The 18136-nt window shown below is 60.9% G+C and carries 15 protein-coding genes and 2 tRNA genes; 16 read left to right on the top strand and 1 reads right to left on the bottom strand.

What is annotated here, in order from left to right; all coding sequences use genetic code 11:
- Positions 1 to 11: 11 nt before the first annotated feature.
- The 5 genes from dapB to J7573_RS14480 all read left to right on the top strand — a co-directional run bounded on the left by dapB (position 12) and on the right by J7573_RS14480 (position 6513).
- The gene (dapB, locus tag J7573_RS14500; RefSeq protein ID WP_016501648.1) at positions 12 to 815 is read left to right on the top strand and encodes a 4-hydroxy-tetrahydrodipicolinate reductase; all 804 of its coding nucleotides are present in this window, start codon (positions 12 to 14) and stop codon (positions 813 to 815) included.
- Positions 816 to 1142: 327 nt separating this feature from the next.
- Positions 1143 to 2279 carry a glutamine-hydrolyzing carbamoyl-phosphate synthase small subunit gene (gene carA, locus J7573_RS14495; RefSeq protein WP_294336070.1) on the top strand — a complete coding sequence of 379 codons (1137 nt, stop codon included), beginning with the start codon at positions 1143 to 1145 and terminating at the stop codon, positions 2277 to 2279.
- Between the two features lie 106 nt (positions 2280 to 2385).
- Positions 2386 to 5607: a carbamoyl-phosphate synthase large subunit gene (gene carB / locus J7573_RS14490; RefSeq protein ID WP_294336068.1), complete on the top strand. Its 3222-nt coding sequence runs from the start codon at positions 2386 to 2388 to the stop codon at positions 5605 to 5607.
- Complete coding sequence (greA, locus tag J7573_RS14485; protein WP_177326679.1) at positions 5604 to 6086, top strand: transcription elongation factor GreA; 483 nt, start codon at positions 5604 to 5606, stop codon at positions 6084 to 6086. Before carB ends, greA begins: the two co-directional genes overlap by 4 nt.
- On the top strand, positions 6064 to 6513 hold the full coding sequence (locus tag J7573_RS14480) for an MFS transporter (protein ID WP_079226471.1): 450 nt from the start codon (positions 6064 to 6066) through the stop codon (positions 6511 to 6513). The genes greA and J7573_RS14480 overlap by 23 nt, the downstream gene beginning before the upstream one ends.
- 12 nt (positions 6514 to 6525) lie before the next feature.
- Here the strand turns inward: J7573_RS14480 and yhbY are convergent, their stop codons facing one another.
- A complete protein-coding gene (yhbY, locus tag J7573_RS14475; protein ID WP_054892619.1) occupies positions 6526 to 6834 on the bottom strand; it encodes a ribosome assembly RNA-binding protein YhbY in 309 nt (102 codons plus the stop codon).
- 102 nt (positions 6835 to 6936) lie between these two features.
- On the opposite strand from yhbY, the gene rlmE reads away from it, so the two are divergent.
- The 11 genes from rlmE to infB all read left to right on the top strand — a co-directional run bounded on the left by rlmE (position 6937) and on the right by infB (position 18097).
- Positions 6937 to 7563, top strand: coding sequence for a 23S rRNA (uridine(2552)-2'-O)-methyltransferase RlmE (gene rlmE, locus J7573_RS14470; protein ID WP_054885642.1), 627 nt, complete (start codon positions 6937 to 6939; stop codon positions 7561 to 7563).
- 201 nt (positions 7564 to 7764) lie between these two features.
- Positions 7765 to 9669 (top strand): ATP-dependent zinc metalloprotease FtsH, encoded by a 1905-nt coding sequence (ftsH, locus tag J7573_RS14465; RefSeq protein ID WP_159408802.1) that lies wholly within the window; start codon positions 7765 to 7767, stop codon positions 9667 to 9669.
- 8 nt (positions 9670 to 9677) lie between these two features.
- On the top strand, positions 9678 to 10529 hold the full coding sequence (folP, locus tag J7573_RS14460; protein WP_294336045.1) for a dihydropteroate synthase: 852 nt from the start codon (positions 9678 to 9680) through the stop codon (positions 10527 to 10529).
- A gap of 16 nt (positions 10530 to 10545) precedes the next feature.
- Positions 10546 to 11886 carry a phosphoglucosamine mutase gene (glmM, locus tag J7573_RS14455; RefSeq protein ID WP_294336044.1) on the top strand — a complete coding sequence of 447 codons (1341 nt, stop codon included), beginning with the start codon at positions 10546 to 10548 and terminating at the stop codon, positions 11884 to 11886.
- A gap of 66 nt (positions 11887 to 11952) precedes the next feature.
- Positions 11953 to 12708 (top strand): triose-phosphate isomerase, encoded by a 756-nt coding sequence (gene tpiA / locus J7573_RS14450; protein WP_294336041.1) that lies wholly within the window; start codon positions 11953 to 11955, stop codon positions 12706 to 12708.
- Between the two features lie 4 nt (positions 12709 to 12712).
- The gene (secG, locus tag J7573_RS14445) at positions 12713 to 13108 is read left to right on the top strand and encodes a preprotein translocase subunit SecG (protein ID WP_294336038.1); all 396 of its coding nucleotides are present in this window, start codon (positions 12713 to 12715) and stop codon (positions 13106 to 13108) included.
- Between the two features lie 20 nt (positions 13109 to 13128).
- Positions 13129 to 13214: transfer RNA gene (locus tag J7573_RS14440), tRNA-Leu, on the top strand.
- A 100-nt stretch (positions 13215 to 13314) separates the two neighbouring features.
- Positions 13315 to 13391 (top strand) — tRNA-Met (locus J7573_RS14435).
- Between the two features lie 132 nt (positions 13392 to 13523).
- Positions 13524 to 13982, top strand: coding sequence for a ribosome maturation factor RimP (rimP, locus tag J7573_RS14430; protein ID WP_054885662.1), 459 nt, complete (start codon positions 13524 to 13526; stop codon positions 13980 to 13982).
- A 59-nt stretch (positions 13983 to 14041) separates the two neighbouring features.
- A complete protein-coding gene (gene nusA, locus J7573_RS14425) occupies positions 14042 to 15523 on the top strand; it encodes a transcription termination factor NusA (protein ID WP_110639657.1) in 1482 nt (493 codons plus the stop codon).
- A gap of 27 nt (positions 15524 to 15550) precedes the next feature.
- Positions 15551 to 18097 (top strand): translation initiation factor IF-2, encoded by a 2547-nt coding sequence (infB, locus tag J7573_RS14420; RefSeq protein ID WP_294336028.1) that lies wholly within the window; start codon positions 15551 to 15553, stop codon positions 18095 to 18097.
- The last annotated feature ends 39 nt before the right edge of the window (positions 18098 to 18136 follow it).

Raw genomic sequence — 18136 nt, 5'->3', positions numbered from 1 at the left:
GGAAAATGGCTATGCGACGTATTGCAGTGATGGGCGCGGCGGGGCGGATGGGCAAGACCCTCATCGAAGCCGTTCAGCAAACCCCGGGTGCGGGGCTGACTGCGGCGATCGATCGTCCGGACAGCTCGCTGGTCGGGGCCGATGCGGGTGAGCTGGCAGCGCTGGGTCGGATCGGTGTGCTGCTGTCCGATGACCTGGCCAAGGTTGCCGACGAATTCGACGTGCTGATCGACTTCACTCACCCTTCGGTGACGCTGAAGAACCTGGCGTTCTGCCGCAAGCACGGCAAGGCGATGATCATCGGTACCACCGGTTTCTCCGTCGAGGAGAAGCAGTTGCTGGCCGAGGCGGGCAAGGACATTCCGATCGTATTCGCTGCCAATTTCAGTGTGGGCGTCAACCTCAGCCTCAAGCTGCTGGACATGGCTGCGCGGGTATTGGGCGATGATGTCGACATCGAGATCATCGAAGCGCACCACCGTCACAAGGTCGATGCGCCGTCCGGTACCGCGCTGCGCATGGGTGAAGTGGTTGCCAATGCACTGGGGCGTGATCTACAGGAAGTGGCGGTCTATGGCCGTGAAGGCCAGACCGGCGCGCGTGATCGCAAGACCATCGGCTTCGCCACCGTGCGTGCCGGCGATGTGGTCGGTGACCACACCGTGCTGTTCGCCGCTGAAGGTGAGCGCCTGGAAATCACCCACAAGGCCTCCAGCCGCATGACCTTCGCCAAGGGCGCGGTGCGTGCGGCGCTGTGGCTGGACGGGCGCGAGCCGGGCCTGTACGACATGCAGGACGTGCTCGAGCTGCGATGAGCCGTTCGAGCGACGGTGGCTTCTTCGCGGGTAAACCCGCTCCCACAAGATACGCACTCGGCTCAGGCTCTGTGCGGTCCCTGTGGGAGCGGGTTTACCCGCGAAGCAGGCGCCGCCGATGTCAGTCTGTCGCAATCATGTGTTTTAGAGACACATATGCGGTAGACCGAAAACGCACTTTTCTGTAAGCTACAGCTTTAGTGTGTCCACTAAAAGCGCGCAGCGAATTGAATTCAGCACATAAAAGCGGGGTGACGTGTCCATACGTCACTCCGCTTTTTTGCAACCTGCGATCGCCCTTTCATGCTTGATTTACGGGAGGTCTTCTTGACAAAGCCAGCCATACTCGCCCTTGCCGACGGCAGTATTTTCCGCGGTGAAGCCATCGGTGCCGACGGTCAGACCGTTGGTGAGGTGGTATTCAACACCGCTATGACCGGCTACCAGGAAATCCTTACAGACCCTTCCTACGCGCAGCAAATCGTTACCCTGACCTACCCGCACATTGGCAACACCGGCACCACGCCGGAAGACGCCGAGTCGAACCGTGTCTGGTCCGCTGGCCTGGTCATCCGTGACCTGCCGCTGCTGGCCAGCAACTGGCGTAACACCCAGTCGCTGCCTGAGTACCTCAAGGCCAACAACGTCGTCGCCATCGCCGGCATCGACACCCGTCGCCTGACCCGTATCCTGCGCGAAAAAGGCGCTCAGAACGGCTGCATCCTGGCTGGTGACAACATCAGCGAAGAAGCTGCCATCGCTGCTGCCCGCGGCTTCCCTGGCCTGAAGGGCATGGACCTGGCCAAGGTCGTTTCCACCAAGGAACGCTACGAGTGGCGCTCCAGCGTGTGGGAACTGAAAACCGACAGCCACCCGACCATCGACGCTGCCGACCTGCCGTACCACGTGGTCGCCTTCGACTACGGCGTCAAGCTGAACATCCTGCGCATGCTGGTTGCCCGCGGCTGCCGCGTGACCGTGGTGCCTGCCCAGACCCCGGCCAGCGAAGTGCTGGCGCTGAATCCGGATGGCGTGTTCCTGTCCAACGGCCCTGGTGATCCGGAGCCATGCGACTACGCGATCCAGGCGATCAAGGAAATCCTCGAAACCGAGATTCCGGTATTCGGCATCTGCCTCGGCCACCAGCTGCTGGCCCTGGCCTCCGGTGCCAAGACCGTGAAGATGGGCCACGGTCACCACGGTGCCAACCACCCGGTCCAGGACCTGGATACCGGCGTGGTCATGATCACCAGCCAGAACCACGGTTTCGCCGTTGACGAAACCACCCTGCCGGGCAACGTCCGCGCCATCCACAAGTCGCTGTTCGACGGCACCCTGCAGGGTATCGAGCGCACCGACAAGAGCGCGTTCAGCTTCCAGGGCCACCCTGAAGCGAGCCCTGGCCCGACCGACGTCGCGCCACTGTTCGATCGTTTCACCGATGCCATGGCCAAGCGCCGCTGAGCATCCTGCATCAAGGCCCCGGGCCGGCTTGCGCCGCGCCCGGAAGCGCCTGACCCAGATTGTTCAAGACGGCTTGCCGACTGACCCGCGGATTTGAGTGACAACCATGCCAAAACGTACAGATATCAAAAGCATCCTGATTCTCGGCGCTGGCCCGATCGTGATCGGCCAGGCCTGCGAATTCGACTATTCCGGCGCCCAGGCCTGTAAAGCCCTGCGCGAGGAAGGTTTCCGCGTCATCCTGGTGAACTCCAACCCAGCCACCATCATGACCGACCCGGCCATGGCCGATGCCACCTACATCGAGCCGATCAAGTGGCAGTCGGTGGCCAAGATCATCGAAAAAGAGCGCCCGGACGCGGTACTGCCGACCATGGGTGGTCAGACTGCACTGAACTGCGCCCTGGACCTGGAGCGCCACGGCGTTCTGGAAAAGTTCGGCGTAGAGATGATTGGTGCCAACGCCGACACCATCGACAAGGCCGAAGACCGTTCGCGCTTCGACAAGGCCATGAAGGACATCGGCCTGGAGTGCCCACGCTCCGGTATCGCCCACAGCATGGAAGAGGCCAATGCGGTCCTCGAGAAGCTGGGCTTCCCGTGCATCATCCGCCCGTCGTTCACCATGGGCGGCACTGGCGGTGGTATCGCCTACAACCGTGAAGAATTCGAAGAAATCTGCACCCGTGGTCTGGACCTGTCGCCGACCAAGGAACTGCTGATCGACGAATCGCTGATCGGCTGGAAGGAATACGAGATGGAGGTGGTCCGCGACAAGAAGGACAACTGCATCATCGTCTGCTCCATCGAGAACTTCGACCCGATGGGCGTGCACACCGGTGACTCGATCACCGTGGCTCCGGCACAGACCCTGACCGACAAGGAATACCAGATCATGCGCAACGCCTCGCTGGCGGTGCTGCGTGAAATCGGCGTCGAAACCGGCGGTTCCAACGTGCAGTTCGGCATCTGCCCGAACACCGGCCGCATGGTCGTGATCGAGATGAACCCGCGCGTTTCGCGCTCTTCGGCCCTGGCCTCCAAGGCCACCGGCTTCCCGATCGCCAAGATCGCCGCCAAGCTGGCCATCGGTTACACCCTCGACGAACTGCAGAACGACATCACCGGCGGCCGTACCCCGGCGTCCTTCGAGCCGTCGATCGACTACGTCGTGACCAAGCTGCCACGCTTCGCCTTCGAGAAATTCCCGAAAGCCGACGCCCGCCTGACCACCCAGATGAAATCCGTGGGTGAAGTCATGGCCATCGGCCGTACCTTCCAGGAATCCCTGCAGAAAGCCCTGCGCGGCCTGGAAGTCGGTGCCTGCGGCCTCGACCCGAAAGTCGACCTGGCCAGCCCTGAAGCGGCCGGCATCCTCAAGCGCGAACTGACCGTGCCAGGTGCCGAGCGTATCTGGTACGTCGCCGACGCCATGCGTTCGGGCATGACCTGTGAAGAAATCTTCGCGCTGACCGGCATCGACATGTGGTTCCTTGTGCAGATGGAAGATCTGATCAAGGAAGAAGAGAAGGTCAAGACCCTGGCCCTGTCGTCGATCGACAAGGACTACATGCTGCGCCTCAAGCGCAAGGGCTTCTCGGATCAGCGCCTGGCCAAGCTGCTCGGCATCACCGACAAGAACCTGCGCCGTCACCGCCACAAGCTGGAAGTGTTCCCGGTGTACAAGCGCGTCGATACCTGCGCCGCCGAGTTCGCCACCGACACCGCCTACTTGTACTCGACCTATGAGGAAGAGTGCGAGGCCAACCCGTCGACCCGCGACAAGATCATGATCCTGGGTGGCGGCCCGAACCGTATCGGCCAAGGTATCGAGTTCGACTACTGCTGCGTACACGCCGCACTGGCGCTGCGTGAAGACGGTTACGAGACCATCATGGTCAACTGCAACCCGGAAACCGTCTCCACCGACTACGACACCTCCGACCGCCTGTACTTCGAGCCACTGACCCTGGAAGACGTGCTGGAAGTCTGCCGCGTCGAGAAGCCGAAGGGCGTCATCGTTCACTACGGCGGCCAGACCCCGCTGAAACTGGCTCGCGCCCTGGAAGAAGCCGGCGTACCGATCATCGGTACCAGCCCGGACGCCATTGACCGTGCCGAAGACCGTGAGCGCTTCCAGCAGATGGTTCAGCGCCTGAACCTGCTGCAGCCGCCAAACGCCACCGTGCGCAGCGAAGAAGAAGCCATCCGCGCTGCTGGCGGCATCGGTTACCCACTGGTCGTACGCCCATCCTACGTACTGGGTGGCCGTGCCATGGAGATCGTCTACGAGCTGGACGAGCTCAAGCGCTACCTGCGTGAAGCCGTACAGGTTTCCAACGACAGCCCGGTACTGCTCGACCACTTCCTCAACTGCGCCATCGAGATGGACGTGGATGCGGTCTGCGACGGCACCGACGTGGTGATCGGCGCGATCATGCAGCACATCGAGCAGGCCGGCGTTCACTCCGGTGACTCGGCGTGCTCGCTGCCACCGTACTCGCTGAGCAAGGAAGTGCAGGACGAAGTCCGCGTGCAGGTCAAGAAAATGGCCTTGGAGCTGGGCGTTGTCGGCCTGATGAACGTGCAGCTGGCCCTGCAGGGCGACAAGATCTACGTGATCGAAGTCAACCCGCGCGCTTCGCGTACCGTACCGTTCGTGTCCAAGTGCATCGGCACCTCCCTGGCCATGATCGCTGCCCGCGTGATGGCCGGCAAAACCCTGAAAGAGCTGGGCTTCACCCAGGAAATCATCCCGAACTTCTACAGCGTCAAGGAAGCCGTCTTCCCGTTCGCCAAGTTCCCAGGGGTTGACCCGATCCTCGGCCCTGAGATGAAATCGACCGGTGAAGTCATGGGTGTCGGTGACAGCTTCGGTGAAGCGTTCGCCAAGGCCCAGATGGGTGCCAGCGAAGTGCTGCCGACCGGTGGTACTGCGTTCATCAGCGTGCGTGACGACGACAAGCCACAGGTGGCTGGCGTTGCTCGCGACCTGATCGCCCTGGGCTTCGAAGTGGTTGCAACGGCAGGTACTGCCAAGGTCATCGAAGCGGCTGGCCTGAAAGTGCGCCGTGTGAACAAGGTGACCGAAGGTCGTCCGCACGTGGTCGACATGATCAAGAACGACGAAGTGTCGCTGATCATCAACACCACCGAAGGCCGCCAGTCGATCGCCGATTCCTACTCGATTCGTCGCAATGCGCTGCAGCACAAGATCTACTGCACCACTACCATTGCGGCTGGTGAAGCCATCTGCGAGGCGCTGAAATTCGGTCCCGAGAAGACTGTTCGTCGCCTGCAGGATCTGCATGCAGGACTCAAAGCATGAGCATGACCAAGTACCCGATGACCGTCCAGGGCGCTCGCGCCCTGGAAGAGGAACTGACCTTCCTGAGCAAGACCGAGCGCCCGCGCCTGAGCCAAGCCATTGGCGAAGCGCGTGAGCTGGGCGACCTCAAGGAAAACGCCGAATACCATGCCGCCCGTGAGGAGCAGGGCATGGTTGAAGCGCGTATCCGCGACATCGAAGGCCGTCTGCAGAACTCGGTGGTGATCGACGTCACCACCATCGCCCACACCGGCAAGGTGATTTTCGGCACTACCGTAGTGCTGGCGAACACCGAAACCGATGACGAGGTGACCTACCAGATCGTCGGCGAAGATGAAGCCGACGTGAAACAAGGCAAGCTTTCGAGCAGCGCACCGATCGCCCGTGCCATTATTGGCAAGGAAGAAGGTGACACCGTGGTGGTCAAGACGCCAAGCGGTACGGTCGAGTACGAGATTGTCGAAGTCAAACACATCTGACCGGCGCCTGCGGGCGCCATCCCTCGAGGGGATCCTCTGGCAACTGGCCCAGGTTTTCTGGGTCGGTGGCCTGTGGGTGTTCCATGTGGGGCTGGTGCCGGCGCTGAAAGTCAGTGGCCTGGCACCCTTGCTGGTGCAGGACGTCGCCGGGCAGATCGACCGCTGGTTGATCGGCGTGGCGTTGCTTGGCTTGTTGACCCAGCTGGCGGTGCTGGCGAGGGTAGACGGCCTGGCGGCCTGGTGGCGGCAGTTTCGCGGCCAGATGCTGTTGTTGGGCTTTGCGGCCTGCGTGGGGTACTACACCTTGCGCTACGGCATCTCGGTCGGCGAGCGCTGGCAGATGTTCTGTTTTCTCGTGTTGGGCTTCTCCGGCATCGTGCTGGTGGCCCAACCGGTCCCGGTCAGGGCGCGCCAGGCGCGCCACTGAGCGGAGCCACCGTCACTTGTAACGGTGGATGTTGGACAGCTGCTTGTTCGGCTGCGGATTCTTGCGATAGATCAGCGCCTTCTTGCCGATGGTCTGTACCAGTTCGGCACGGCCTGCCTTGCACAGTTCGGCAATGGCGGCGGCGCGCTCTTCGCGATCTTCCGAGCGAATTTCGACCTTGATCAGTTCGTGATCGGCCAGCGCACGCTCCAGTTCGGCGATCACGCCTTCGTTCAAACCGTTGCCAGCAACGATCAGGACCGGCTTCAGGTCATGACCAATGGACTTGTATTGCTTCTTCTGCTCGTTATTGAGCGGCATAATCTGACCCTTTCCGTCTGATTCTGTAAAATTGACCGGCATTTTACCCGAGGGCCACCGGCTCCGCCCAGTCAATCACGACGCATATCATCGAGGTGCCCCGTGGTACAACGTTCCAAAAGCAGCGCAAACTGGCTGCGAGAGCATTTCAACGACCCTTTTGTTAAGCAGGCACAGAAGGATGGCTACCGCTCGCGTGCGAGCTACAAACTGCTGGAGATCCAGGAAAAAGACCGCCTGATCCGCCCCGGCATGAGCGTGATCGACCTCGGTGCGGCCCCCGGAGGCTGGTCGCAGGTGACCAGTCGTCTGATTGGTGGCCAGGGTCGGCTGATCGCTTCCGATATCCTGGAAATGGACTCGATCCCCGACGTGACCTTCATTCAGGGCGACTTCACCCAGGATGAAGTGCTGCAGCAGATTCTTCAGGCGGTCGGTGATTCGCACGTAGACCTTGTGATTTCCGACATGGCCCCCAATATGAGTGGTACGCCTGCGGTGGATATGCCGCGAGCCATGTTCCTCTGCGAGCTGGCCCTGGATCTGGCGACCCGCGTGCTCAAGCCGGGCGGGGACTTCCTGATCAAGATCTTCCAGGGCGAAGGTTTCGACATGTACCTCAAGGACGTGCGCAGCAAGTTCGACAAGGTGCAGATGCGCAAGCCGTCGTCTTCGCGGGATCGCTCCCGTGAGCAGTACCTGCTGGGCAGGGGTTTCAAAGGGGCATGAGGCGTATTGCGGGGTGGCTGATAGTTATTTCCAATCGGCCGCCCCGTCTGGATCGTCCGAACTTCGTGTAGTCTAGGTTTCACAAAGGGTTACAGACGGTGCCTGCGGATGCGTAGGTAATGTAGTAAGTTAGGGCGATGAATATCATGCGAGGCACGGCTGCGTCGTGCGCCGGCCTCAGAGGGTAGCGAATTGAACGACATGGCAAAGAATCTGATCCTGTGGTTGATCATCGCAGCTGTCCTGGTGACAGTGATGAACAACTTCTCCAGCCCTAACGAGCCGCAGACCCTCAACTATTCCGACTTCATCCAGCAGGTCAAGGATGGCAAGGTCGAGCGTGTGACCGTCGACGGCTACATCATTACCGGCAAGCGCGCCGACGGTGACAATTTCAAGACCGTGCGCCCGGCCATCACCGACAATGGCCTGATCGGCGACCTGGTCGACAACCACGTGGTCGTCGAAGGCAAGCAGCCTGAGCAGCAGAGCATCTGGACTCAGCTGCTGGTGGCGAGCTTCCCGATCCTGGTCATCATCGCCGTGTTCATGTTCTTCATGCGCCAGATGCAAGGTGGCGCGGGTGGCAAGGGCGGGCCGATGAGCTTCGGCAAGAGCAAGGCGCGCCTGCTGTCCGAAGACCAGGTCAAGACTACCCTGGCTGACGTCGCGGGTTGCGACGAGGCCAAGGAAGAGGTTGGCGAGCTGGTCGAGTTCCTGCGTGACCCGGGCAAGTTCCAGCGCCTGGGTGGTCGCATCCCGCGCGGTGTGCTGATGGTCGGCCCACCCGGTACCGGTAAGACCTTGCTGGCCAAGGCCATTGCCGGTGAAGCCAAGGTGCCGTTCTTCACCATTTCCGGTTCCGACTTCGTCGAGATGTTTGTCGGTGTTGGTGCCAGCCGTGTTCGTGACATGTTCGAACAGGCCAAGAAGCACGCACCTTGCATCATCTTCATCGACGAGATCGACGCCGTTGGTCGCCACCGTGGCGCCGGCATGGGCGGTGGTCACGACGAGCGTGAGCAGACCCTCAACCAGTTGCTGGTGGAAATGGACGGCTTCGAAATGAACGATGGCATCATCGTCATTGCCGCCACCAACCGCCCGGACGTGCTCGACCCTGCGCTGCTGCGCCCTGGTCGCTTCGACCGGCAGGTCGTGGTCGGCCTGCCGGATATCCGTGGTCGTGAACAGATCCTCAAGGTGCACATGCGTAAGGTGCCAGTCGGCGAAAACGTCAACCCGGCGGTTATTGCCCGTGGTACCCCAGGCTTCTCCGGTGCCGACCTGGCCAACCTGGTCAACGAGGCTTCGCTGTTCGCCGCTCGCTCCAACAAGCGCCTGGTCGAAATGAAAGAGTTCGAACTGGCCAAGGACAAGATCATGATGGGCGCCGAGCGCAAGACCATGGTCATGTCCGAGAAGGAAAAGAAGAACACCGCCTATCACGAGGCTGGTCACGCGATTGTCGGCCGCTTGGTGCCTGAGCACGATCCGGTCTACAAGGTTTCGATCATTCCGCGTGGTCGTGCCCTGGGTGTGACCATGTTCCTGCCTGAAGAAGACCGTTACAGCCTGTCCAAGCGTGCCCTGATCAGCCAGATCTGCTCGCTCTATGGTGGCCGTATCGCCGAAGAGATGACCTTGGGCTTCGATGGTGTCACCACCGGTGCTTCCAACGACATCATGCGTGCCAGCCAGATCGCACGGAACATGGTGACCAAGTGGGGCCTCTCCGAGAAGCTCGGTCCGCTGATGTACGCGGAAGAGGAGGGCGAGGTGTTCCTCGGCCGTAGTGCCGGCAGCCAGCACGCCAGCGTATCTGGCGAGACTGCTAAGCTGATCGACTCCGAAGTGCGCAGCATCATTGACCAGTGCTATGCCACTGCCAAGCAGCTGCTGATCGACAACCGCGACAAGCTCGAGGCAATGACCGAAGCGTTGATGAAGTACGAGACCATCGATGCCGATCAGATCGACGACATCATGGCTGGCCGTACGCCACGCGAACCGCGCGATTGGGACGACGACAAGGATTCGGGCACCCCGGCTGCCCAGAATGATCGCCCTGAATCGCCGATCGGCGGCCCAGCGGCTCAACACTAAGGGCATCTATGAGCTCAGTGCAGTACCCGACCCGGTTGCCTTGCGGCAACCGGGTTCTTGATCTTTCCCGTACCCATGTCATGGGTATTCTCAACATAACACCCGATTCCTTCTCCGACGGTGGTCGTTTCAGCCAGCGCGACGAAGCGTTGCGGCATGCCGAGGCGATGGTCGCGGCGGGTGCAACGTTGATCGATGTTGGTGGTGAATCGACTCGTCCTGGTGCGCGTGCAGTTTCCGTGACCGAAGAGTTGGAGCGCGTGGCGCCGATGGTCGAGGCCATCAACAGTCGCTTCGACGTGGTCATCTCGGTCGATACCTCGACGCCTGCGGTCATTCGTGAGTCGGCGCGGTTGGGTGCCGGCCTGATCAATGACGTGCGTGCCCTGGAGCGCGACGGTGCCCTGGATGCGGCCGCAGACACCGGCTTGCCGGTTTGCCTGATGCATATGCGCGGCGAACCCGGAAACATGCAGGACGACCCGCATTACGAAGATGTGACCGCCGACGTAACGCGCTATCTTGAACAGCGGATGGCCGCTTGTGCAGCGGCGGGTATCCCCGCCGAACGAATCATTCTTGATCCGGGCTTCGGTTTCGCCAAGACAGTGGCGCACAACCTCAGCCTGTTCAAGCACATGGAAGCGCTCTATCGCCTTGGGCGCCCGCTGCTGGTGGGCGTTTCGCGCAAGAGCATGATCGGCCTGACGCTGGATCGTCCGGTCGGTGAGCGACTGTACGGCAGCCTCGCGCTGGCAGCTCTGGCCATGACCAAGGGGGCCAGCATCCTGCGCGTCCATGATGTGGCCGAGACCGTCGATGTGGTGCGCATGATTGCTGCGGTGCAGAGCGCCGAATAAGAACATTGGAGTCCCTATGAGCAGAAAATACTTTGGTACCGACGGCATCCGTGGCCGCGTCGGCGTATACCCGATCACCCCTGATTTCATGCTGAAGCTGGGTTGGGCTGCTGGCATGGCCTTCCGCAAGCAAGGCAACTGCCGCGTGCTGGTGGGCAAGGACACGCGTATTTCCGGTTACATGTTCGAGTCTGCGCTCGAGGCCGGGTTGTCTGCTGCGGGTGCTGACGTGATGCTGCTCGGGCCTATGCCGACGCCGGCCATCGCTTACCTGACCCGTACCTTCCATGCTGAAGCGGGCATCGTCATCAGTGCTTCGCACAACCCGCACGACGACAACGGCATCAAGTTCTTCTCCGGCCAGGGCACCAAGCTGCCTGACGAAGTCGAGCTGATGATCGAAGAGTTGCTCGATCAGCCGATGACCGTGGTCGAGTCGGGCAAGCTGGGCAAGGTTTCCCGCATCAATGACGCGGCGGGTCGCTATATCGAATTCTGCAAAAGCAGCGTACCGAGCAGCACCAGCTTCGAAGGGCTCAAGCTGGTGGTCGACTGCGCCCACGGTGCCACCTACAAGGTTGCCCCGAGCGTATTCCGCGAGCTGGGCGCCGATGTCACCGTACTGCACGCGCAGCCTGACGGCCTGAACATCAACGAAGGTTGTGGTTCCACTCACATCGAGTCGCTGCAGGCCGCTGTGCTGGTGGGGCATGCCGACCTGGGCATCGCCTTCGATGGTGACGGTGACCGGGTGCTGATGGTCGACCACACGGGCGCCATCGTCGATGGCGACGAGCTGCTGTTCATCATCGCCCGTGACCTGCACGAGCGCGGCAAGCTGCAGGGCGGCGTCGTCGGCACGCTGATGAGCAACCTGGGCCTGGAGCTTGCGCTCAAGGACCTCGACATTCCGTTCGTGCGCGCCAAGGTGGGTGACCGCTATGTGATGGCCGAGCTGCTCGAGCGCGACTGGCTGTTGGGTGGCGAAAACTCCGGCCACGTCGTGTGCTGCAACCACACCACTACCGGTGACGCGATCATTGCCGCGCTTCAGGTGCTGATGGCGCTCAAGCGCCGCGGCGAGACCCTGGCTCAGGCGCGCCAGGCCCTGCGCAAGTGCCCTCAGGTGTTGATCAACGTGCGCTTTGGCGCAAGCAAGGTCGACCCTCTGGAGCACCCGGCAGTCAAGGAAGCCAGCGCCAAGGTCACCGAGGCCATGGCCGGGCGCGGTCGAGTGCTGCTGCGCAAGTCCGGTACCGAGCCGTTGGTGCGGGTGATGGTCGAAGGTGACGATGAAATCCAGGTGCGCAGCCACGCTGAAGCCCTGGCCAAGCTGGTCGCAGAAGTTTGTGCCTGAAAGAGGCTTGCCAGCGCAGATCGGGTTGGGTAAGATCTGCGCCCACTTTGACCGACGAGGTAAAGCATGCGTCGCCCCATGGTAGCTGGTAACTGGAAGATGCACGGTACCCGCGCCAGCGTCGCTGAGCTGATCCTGGGCCTGGGCAATATGTCCGTGCCAAACGGTGTTGAAGTCGCGGTGTTCCCGCCGGCGCTGTTCATCAATCAAGTGGTTGATGGGCTGCAGGGCAAAGGAATCACTGTCGGAGCACAGAATTCTGCGGTAAAGCCCGAACAGGGCGCGCTGACCGGTGAAGTTGCACCGAGTCAGTTGGTTGAAGCAGGTTGCAAGTTGGTCTTGATTGGCCACTCCGAGCGTCGCCAGATCATCGGCGAAAGTGAAGAAGTGCTGAAAGAGAAGTTTGCAGCCGCTCAACTTAGTGGTTTAATGCCGGTGCTCTGCGTAGGGGAAACTCTTGAAGAGCGTGAGGCAGGCAAGACCCTCGAAGTTGTCGGGGGTCAACTAAGCAGTATCATCGACGCGTTCGGTGTTAAGGCTTTTGCCAATGCTGTAATCGCCTATGAGCCGGTTTGGGCCATTGGCACAGGTTTGACGGCTTCGCCTCAACAGGCTCAGGATGTGCATGCAGCCATCCGGGCTCAGTTGGCGGCCGAAGACGCCGAAGTTGCCGCAAACGTGCAGCTTCTCTACGGCGGCAGCGTGAAGGCGGCCAATGCGGCCGAACTGTTCGGCATGCCGGATATCGATGGGGGGCTCATTGGTGGAGCGTCCCTGAACGCAGACGAATTCGGTGCAATTTGTCGCGCCGCAGGAAACTGAACAAATGCTGGAAACAGTTATCGTTGTTTTTCATCTGTTGGCAGCGCTGTCGCTTGTAGTGCTGGTTCTGTTGCAACAGGGTAAAGGTGCGGAAGCAGGTGCATCTTTCGGCGCAGGTGCCTCAAACACTGTGTTCGGAAGCCAAGGTTCTGCTACCTTCCTGAGTAAATTGACTGCTATACTCGCTGCCACTTTCTTTTTGACAGCACTTGGGTTAGGATACTTCGCGAAGCAACAAGCTCACCAGCTTAGCCAAGCAGGTCTTCCAGATCCAGCGGTGCTAGAAGTGAAAGAGCCGCAGAAACCGGCAGTTAATGATGATGTACCGGTGCTCCAGGAACAGAAGAGCGACAGCGCCCCTAAAGGTGATGTTCCTCCTCCAGCCGAAGAGCAGAAGTAACGGGTTTCAAATGTAGTATTGCCGAGGTGGTGGAATTGGTAGACACGCAACCTTGAGGTGGTTGTGCCCATAGGGTGTAGGGGTTCGAGTCCCCTTCTCGGTACCAATTGAAGCTTGAGAGCCCGCTTTAGCGGGCTTTCTTGCAGGTGAAGGTTTGGGTTTGACCCATAAGCAGGTTAAGTCTTATACTTTCGCCCCAGCTTTGTCGCGGGGTGGAGCAGCTTGGTAGCTCGTCGGGCTCATAACCCGAAGGTCGTTGGTTCAAATCCAGCCCCCGCAACCAGCTTCAGCGGAGCCCCTTTTCAGGGGCTTTTTGCTAGCCGAACAAAATTTACGGCGTCGTTGTCCTACGGCGCTTTCAGGGATGGGCGCTTCGCCCATTTTTTATTTGCACAGCATGCACGAGGGGGTTCAGGTGTCGAGCAAGCTAGAACAGTTGCAGGCCTTGTTGGCCCCGGTGGTCGAGGGTCTGGGCTATCAGTGCTGGGGGATCGAATTCGTATCCCAGGGTAAGCATTCGGTACTGCGCATCTATATCGACAAGGAAGACGGCATCCTGGTGGACGACTGTGAAGCGGTCAGCCGTCAGGCCAGCGCGATCCTCGATGTAGAAGATCCGATCAGCAGCGAATATACCCTTGAGGTCTCCTCTCCAGGCATGGATCGCCCACTGTTCACTCTGGAACAGTTTGCCTCGCATGCCGGCGAACAAGTGAAGATCAAGCTGCGTTCACCCTTCGAGGGTCGTCGTAACTTCCAGGGCCTTCTCCGCGGTGTGGAGGATCAGGACGTGGTGGTCCAGGTGGACAACCAGGAGTTCCTGCTGCCGATCGACTCGATCGACAAGGCCAATATTATTCCCAGTTTTGACTGAGACGTGCCGGGCCCGGCGGACTATCCGGGCCCAATGGCTTGCGCAAGGCGAGGCGTACGATGAGCAAAGAAGTACTGCTGGTTGTTGAATCGGTATCCAACGAAAAAGGTGTACCGCCCGGCGTCATTTTCGAAGCGCTGGAAGTGGCCCTGGCTACTGCAACCAAAAAACGTTTTGAGGACGAAGTCGACCTGCGTGTGGAAATCAACCGCCACACCGGTAGCTACGAGACTTTCCGTCGCTGGACCGTGGTCGACGAGAACGACCTGGACGATCCGGCGATCGAAACCTGGCTGGACAAGATCAAGGACACTCACCCGGAAGCAAAAGTCGGTGACGTGATCGAAGAAAAGATCGAGTCCATCGAATTCGGCCGTATCGCCGCGCAGACCGCCAAGCAGGTCATCGTGCAGAAGGTCCGTGAAGCCGAGCGCGCTCAGGTGGTCGACGCCTACCGCGAGCGGGTCAACGAGATCATCTCCGGTACCGTCAAGAAGGTCACCCGCGACAACGTCATCGTTGACCTGGGTAACAACGCCGAGGCCTTGCTGGCTCGCGAAGACATCATTCCACGTGAGACCTTCCGTGTCGGCGTGCGCCTGCGTGCGCTGCTCAAGGAAATCCGCACCGAGAACCGCGGTCCTCAGCTGATCCTGTCGCGCACCGCGCCGCAGATGCTGATCGAACTGTTCCGCATCGAAGTGCCGGAAATCGCCGAAGGCCTCATCGAAGTCATGGCTGCCTCCCGTGATCCGGGGTCGCGTGCCAAGATCGCCGTCCGCTCCAAGGACAAGCGCATCGACCCGCAAGGTGCCTGCATCGGCATGCGCGGTTCGCGCGTCCAGGCCGTATCCGGCGAGCTGGGTGGTGAGCGTGTGGATATCGTCCTGTGGGACGAGAACCCGGCGCAATTCGTCATCAACGCCATGTCGCCGGCTGAAGTCGCGGCGATCATCGTTGATGAAGATGCCCATGCAATGGACATTGCCGTTGCCGAAGACAACCTGGCGCAAGCCATTGGCCGTGGTGGTCAGAACGTTCGCCTGGCCAGTCAGCTGACCGGCTGGACCCTGAACGTGATGACCGAGAAGGACATCCAGGCCAAGCAGCAGGCTGAAACCGGCGACATCCTGCGCAATTTCATCGAAGAGCTGGAAGTCGACGAGGAGCTGGCCCAAGTGCTGGTCGACGAAGGCTTCACCAGCCTCGAAGAAATTGCCTACGTACCGTTGGAAGAAATGCTCAACATCGATGGCTTTGACGAAGATATCGTCAATGAGCTGCGCGCTCGTGCCAAGGACCGTTTGTTGACCAAGGCCATCGCTACCGAAGAAAAACTGGCAGACGCCCATCCGTCCGACGACCTGCTCTCCCTCGAGGGCATGGACAAGGACCTGGCAGCGGAACTGGCGGTGCGCGGCGTGGTTAACCGCGAAGACCTGGCCGAGCAGTCGATTGACGACCTGCTCGACATCGACGGCATCGACGAAGAGCGTGCCGGCAAGTTGATCATGGCCGCCCGAGCCCACTGGTTCGAGTAATTAGGCGCGGCCTGAGGAGAGAAGTGCATGACGCAAGTCACGGTGAAAGAACTGGCCCAAGAGGTCGAGGCACCGGTAGAGCGCCTGCTGCAGCAGATGCGTGAGGCAGGTCTGCCGCACACCGACGCCGGTCAGGTAGTGACCGACAATGAGAAGCAGACTCTGCTGACCCATTTGAAGAGCAGCCACAAGAGCAAGGCGGAAGAGCCGCGCAAGATTACCTTGCAGCGCAAGACCACCAGCACCCTGCGTGTCGCCGGTAGCAAGAGCATCAGCGTAGAAGTACGCAAGAAGAAAGTTTTCGTTCAGCGCAGCCCGGAAGAAATCCAGGCTGAGCAGAAGCGTGAGCTGGATGAGCGCCGCGCGGCTGAAAATGCCGCCCGCGACAAGGTCGAGGCCGAAGTTCGCCAGCGCAACGAAGAGCAGGCTCGCCGTCAGGCAGCCGACGTCGCTGCCGCCGCGCCGGCCCCGGCACCTGCCGCCAAGGCCGAGCCAGCGCCTGCTGCCGCTCCAGCCCCGGTAGTCGCCGACGTACCAGCGTCCGAAGACGCCGCAGCCCGCGCTGCCGAGCGCAAGAAGGACGAAGCCCGTCGCAACGAAGGCCGTACCCGTGACGAAGACCGTCGTGGTGGCGAGCGTCGTGGCGAAGCGCCGCGCGTGTCGATCAAGGTCAAGGTCAAGGAGAAGGAAAAGGCTCCGACGCCTCGTGCCGCTCCGCGCACCACCGACGAAGAGAGCGATGGCGCTCGTCGTGGCCGTGGTGGCAAGAGCAAGCTGAAGAAGCGTAACCAGCACGGCTTCCAGAACCCGACCGGCCCCGTCATTCGTGACGTGACCATCGGCGAGACCATCACCGTCTCTGAGCTGGCCAACCAGATGTCCGTCAAGGGCGCCGAAGTGGTCAAGTTCATGTTCAAGCTGGGCACCCCGGTTACCATCAACCAGGTGCTCGACCAGGAAACCGCTCAGCTGATCGCAGAAGAGTTGGGCCACAAGGTCACCCTGGTCAGCGATACCGCCCTGGAAGATTCCCTGGCCGAGTCGCTGAAGTTCGAAGGTCAGACCGAGTCGCGTGCGCCGGTCGTTACCGTCATGGGTCACGTTGACCACGGTAAGACCTCGCTGCTCGACTACATCCGTCGTGCCAAGGTTGCTGCTGGCGAAGCCGGTGGTATTACCCAGCACATCGGTGCCTACCACGTGGAAACCGACCGCGGCATGGTCACCTTCCTCGATACCCCAGGCCACGCCGCGTTCACCGCGATGCGTGCCCGTGGTGCCAAGGCTACCGACATCGTCATCCTGGTGGTGGCGGCGGACGACGGCGTGATGCCGCAGACCCGCGAAGCCGTTCAGCATGCCAAGGCAGCTGGCGTTCCGCTGGTGGTCGCAGTGAACAAGATCGACAAGCCGGGTGCCGACCTCGATCGCATCCGCAACGAACTGGCCGTCGAAGGCGTGACCTCCGAGGACTGGGGTGGTGACACTCCGTTCGTCAAGGTGTCGGCGAAGATGGGTACCGGTGTCGACGAACTGCTCGAAGCCGTCCTGCTGCAGGCCGAGATCCTCGAGCTGACCGCCACTCCGACCGCTCCAGGTCGTGGCGTCGTGGTCGAATCGCGCCTGGACAAGGGCCGTGGCCCGGTGGCGACCATCCTGGTTCAGGACGGTACCCTGCGTCAGGGCGACATGGTCCTGTGCGGTTCCAACTATGGCCGCGTGCGCGCCATGCTCGACGAGAACGGCAAGCCTGTGAAGGAAGCCGGCCCGTCGATCCCGGTCGAGATTCTTGGCCTGGACGGTACCCCGGAAGCCGGTGACGAGCTGTCCGTGGTTGCCGACGAGAAGAAGGCCCGTGAAGTTGCCCTGTTCCGTCAAGGCAAGTACCGCGAGGTCAAGCTGGCCCGTGCTCACGCCGGCAAGCTGGAAAACATCTTCGAGACCATGGGTCAGGAAGAGAAGAAGACCCTCAACATCGTCCTCAAGACCGACGTGCGTGGTTCCCTGGAAGCACTGCAGGGCTCGCTGGGCGGTCTGGGCAACGACGAAGTTCAGGTGCGCGTGATCGGTGGCGGCGTCGGTGGTATCACCGAAAGCGACGCCAACCTGGCGCTGGCTTCGAATGCAGTACTGTTCGGCTTCAACGTGCGTGCCGATGCCGGCGCGCGCAAGATCGTCGAGCAGGAAGGTCTGGATATGCGTTACTACAACGTGATCTACGACATCATCGAAGACGTCAAGAAAGCCCTGACCGGTATGCTCGGCAGCGATGTTCGCGAGAACATCCTGGGCGTTGCAGAAGTCCGTGACGTGTTCCGTTCGCCGAAGTTCGGCGCCATCGCTGGCTGTATGGTCATCGAAGGTACCGTGTACCGCAACCGTCCGATCCGCGTACTGCGCGAAGACGTTGTGATCTTCGAAGGCGAGCTGGAATCGCTGCGTCGCTTCAAGGATGACGCTTCCGAAGTGCGTTCGGGCATGGAGTGCGGTATTGGCGTCAAGAGCTACAACGACGTCAAGGTCGGCGACAAGATCGAAGTCTTCGAGAAAGTCCAGGTTGCTCGTACCCTTTAAGGGTGAGCAGGGCGCCAGCCCCCGCCGCAGGGCGGTGGG

The organism is Pseudomonas sp., from assembly GCF_017744435.1.
GTDB lineage: Bacteria > Pseudomonadota > Gammaproteobacteria > Pseudomonadales > Pseudomonadaceae > Aquipseudomonas.
This window is presented reverse-complemented; position numbering and strand designations above follow the sequence as displayed.

Bases quoted from the DNA above. Each gene is read 5' to 3' on its own strand.
- dapB (WP_016501648.1), top strand. From the start codon at position 12: ATGCGACGTATTGCAGTGATGGGCGCGGCGGGGCGGATGGGCAAGACC.
- carB (WP_294336068.1), top strand. From the start codon at position 2,386: ATGCCAAAACGTACAGATATCAAAAGCATCCTGATTCTCGGCGCTGGC.
- greA (WP_177326679.1), top strand. From the start codon at position 5,604: ATGAGCATGACCAAGTACCCGATGACCGTCCAGGGCGCTCGCGCCCTG.
- yhbY (WP_054892619.1), bottom strand. From the start codon at position 6,834: ATGCCGCTCAATAACGAGCAGAAGAAGCAATACAAGTCCATTGGTCAT.
- ftsH (WP_159408802.1), top strand. From the start codon at position 7,765: ATGGCAAAGAATCTGATCCTGTGGTTGATCATCGCAGCTGTCCTGGTG.
- folP (WP_294336045.1), top strand. From the start codon at position 9,678: ATGAGCTCAGTGCAGTACCCGACCCGGTTGCCTTGCGGCAACCGGGTT.
- glmM (WP_294336044.1), top strand. From the start codon at position 10,546: ATGAGCAGAAAATACTTTGGTACCGACGGCATCCGTGGCCGCGTCGGC.
- tpiA (WP_294336041.1), top strand. From the start codon at position 11,953: ATGCGTCGCCCCATGGTAGCTGGTAACTGGAAGATGCACGGTACCCGC.
- secG (WP_294336038.1), top strand. From the start codon at position 12,713: ATGCTGGAAACAGTTATCGTTGTTTTTCATCTGTTGGCAGCGCTGTCG.
- nusA (WP_110639657.1), top strand. From the start codon at position 14,042: ATGAGCAAAGAAGTACTGCTGGTTGTTGAATCGGTATCCAACGAAAAA.
- infB (WP_294336028.1), top strand. From the start codon at position 15,551: ATGACGCAAGTCACGGTGAAAGAACTGGCCCAAGAGGTCGAGGCACCG.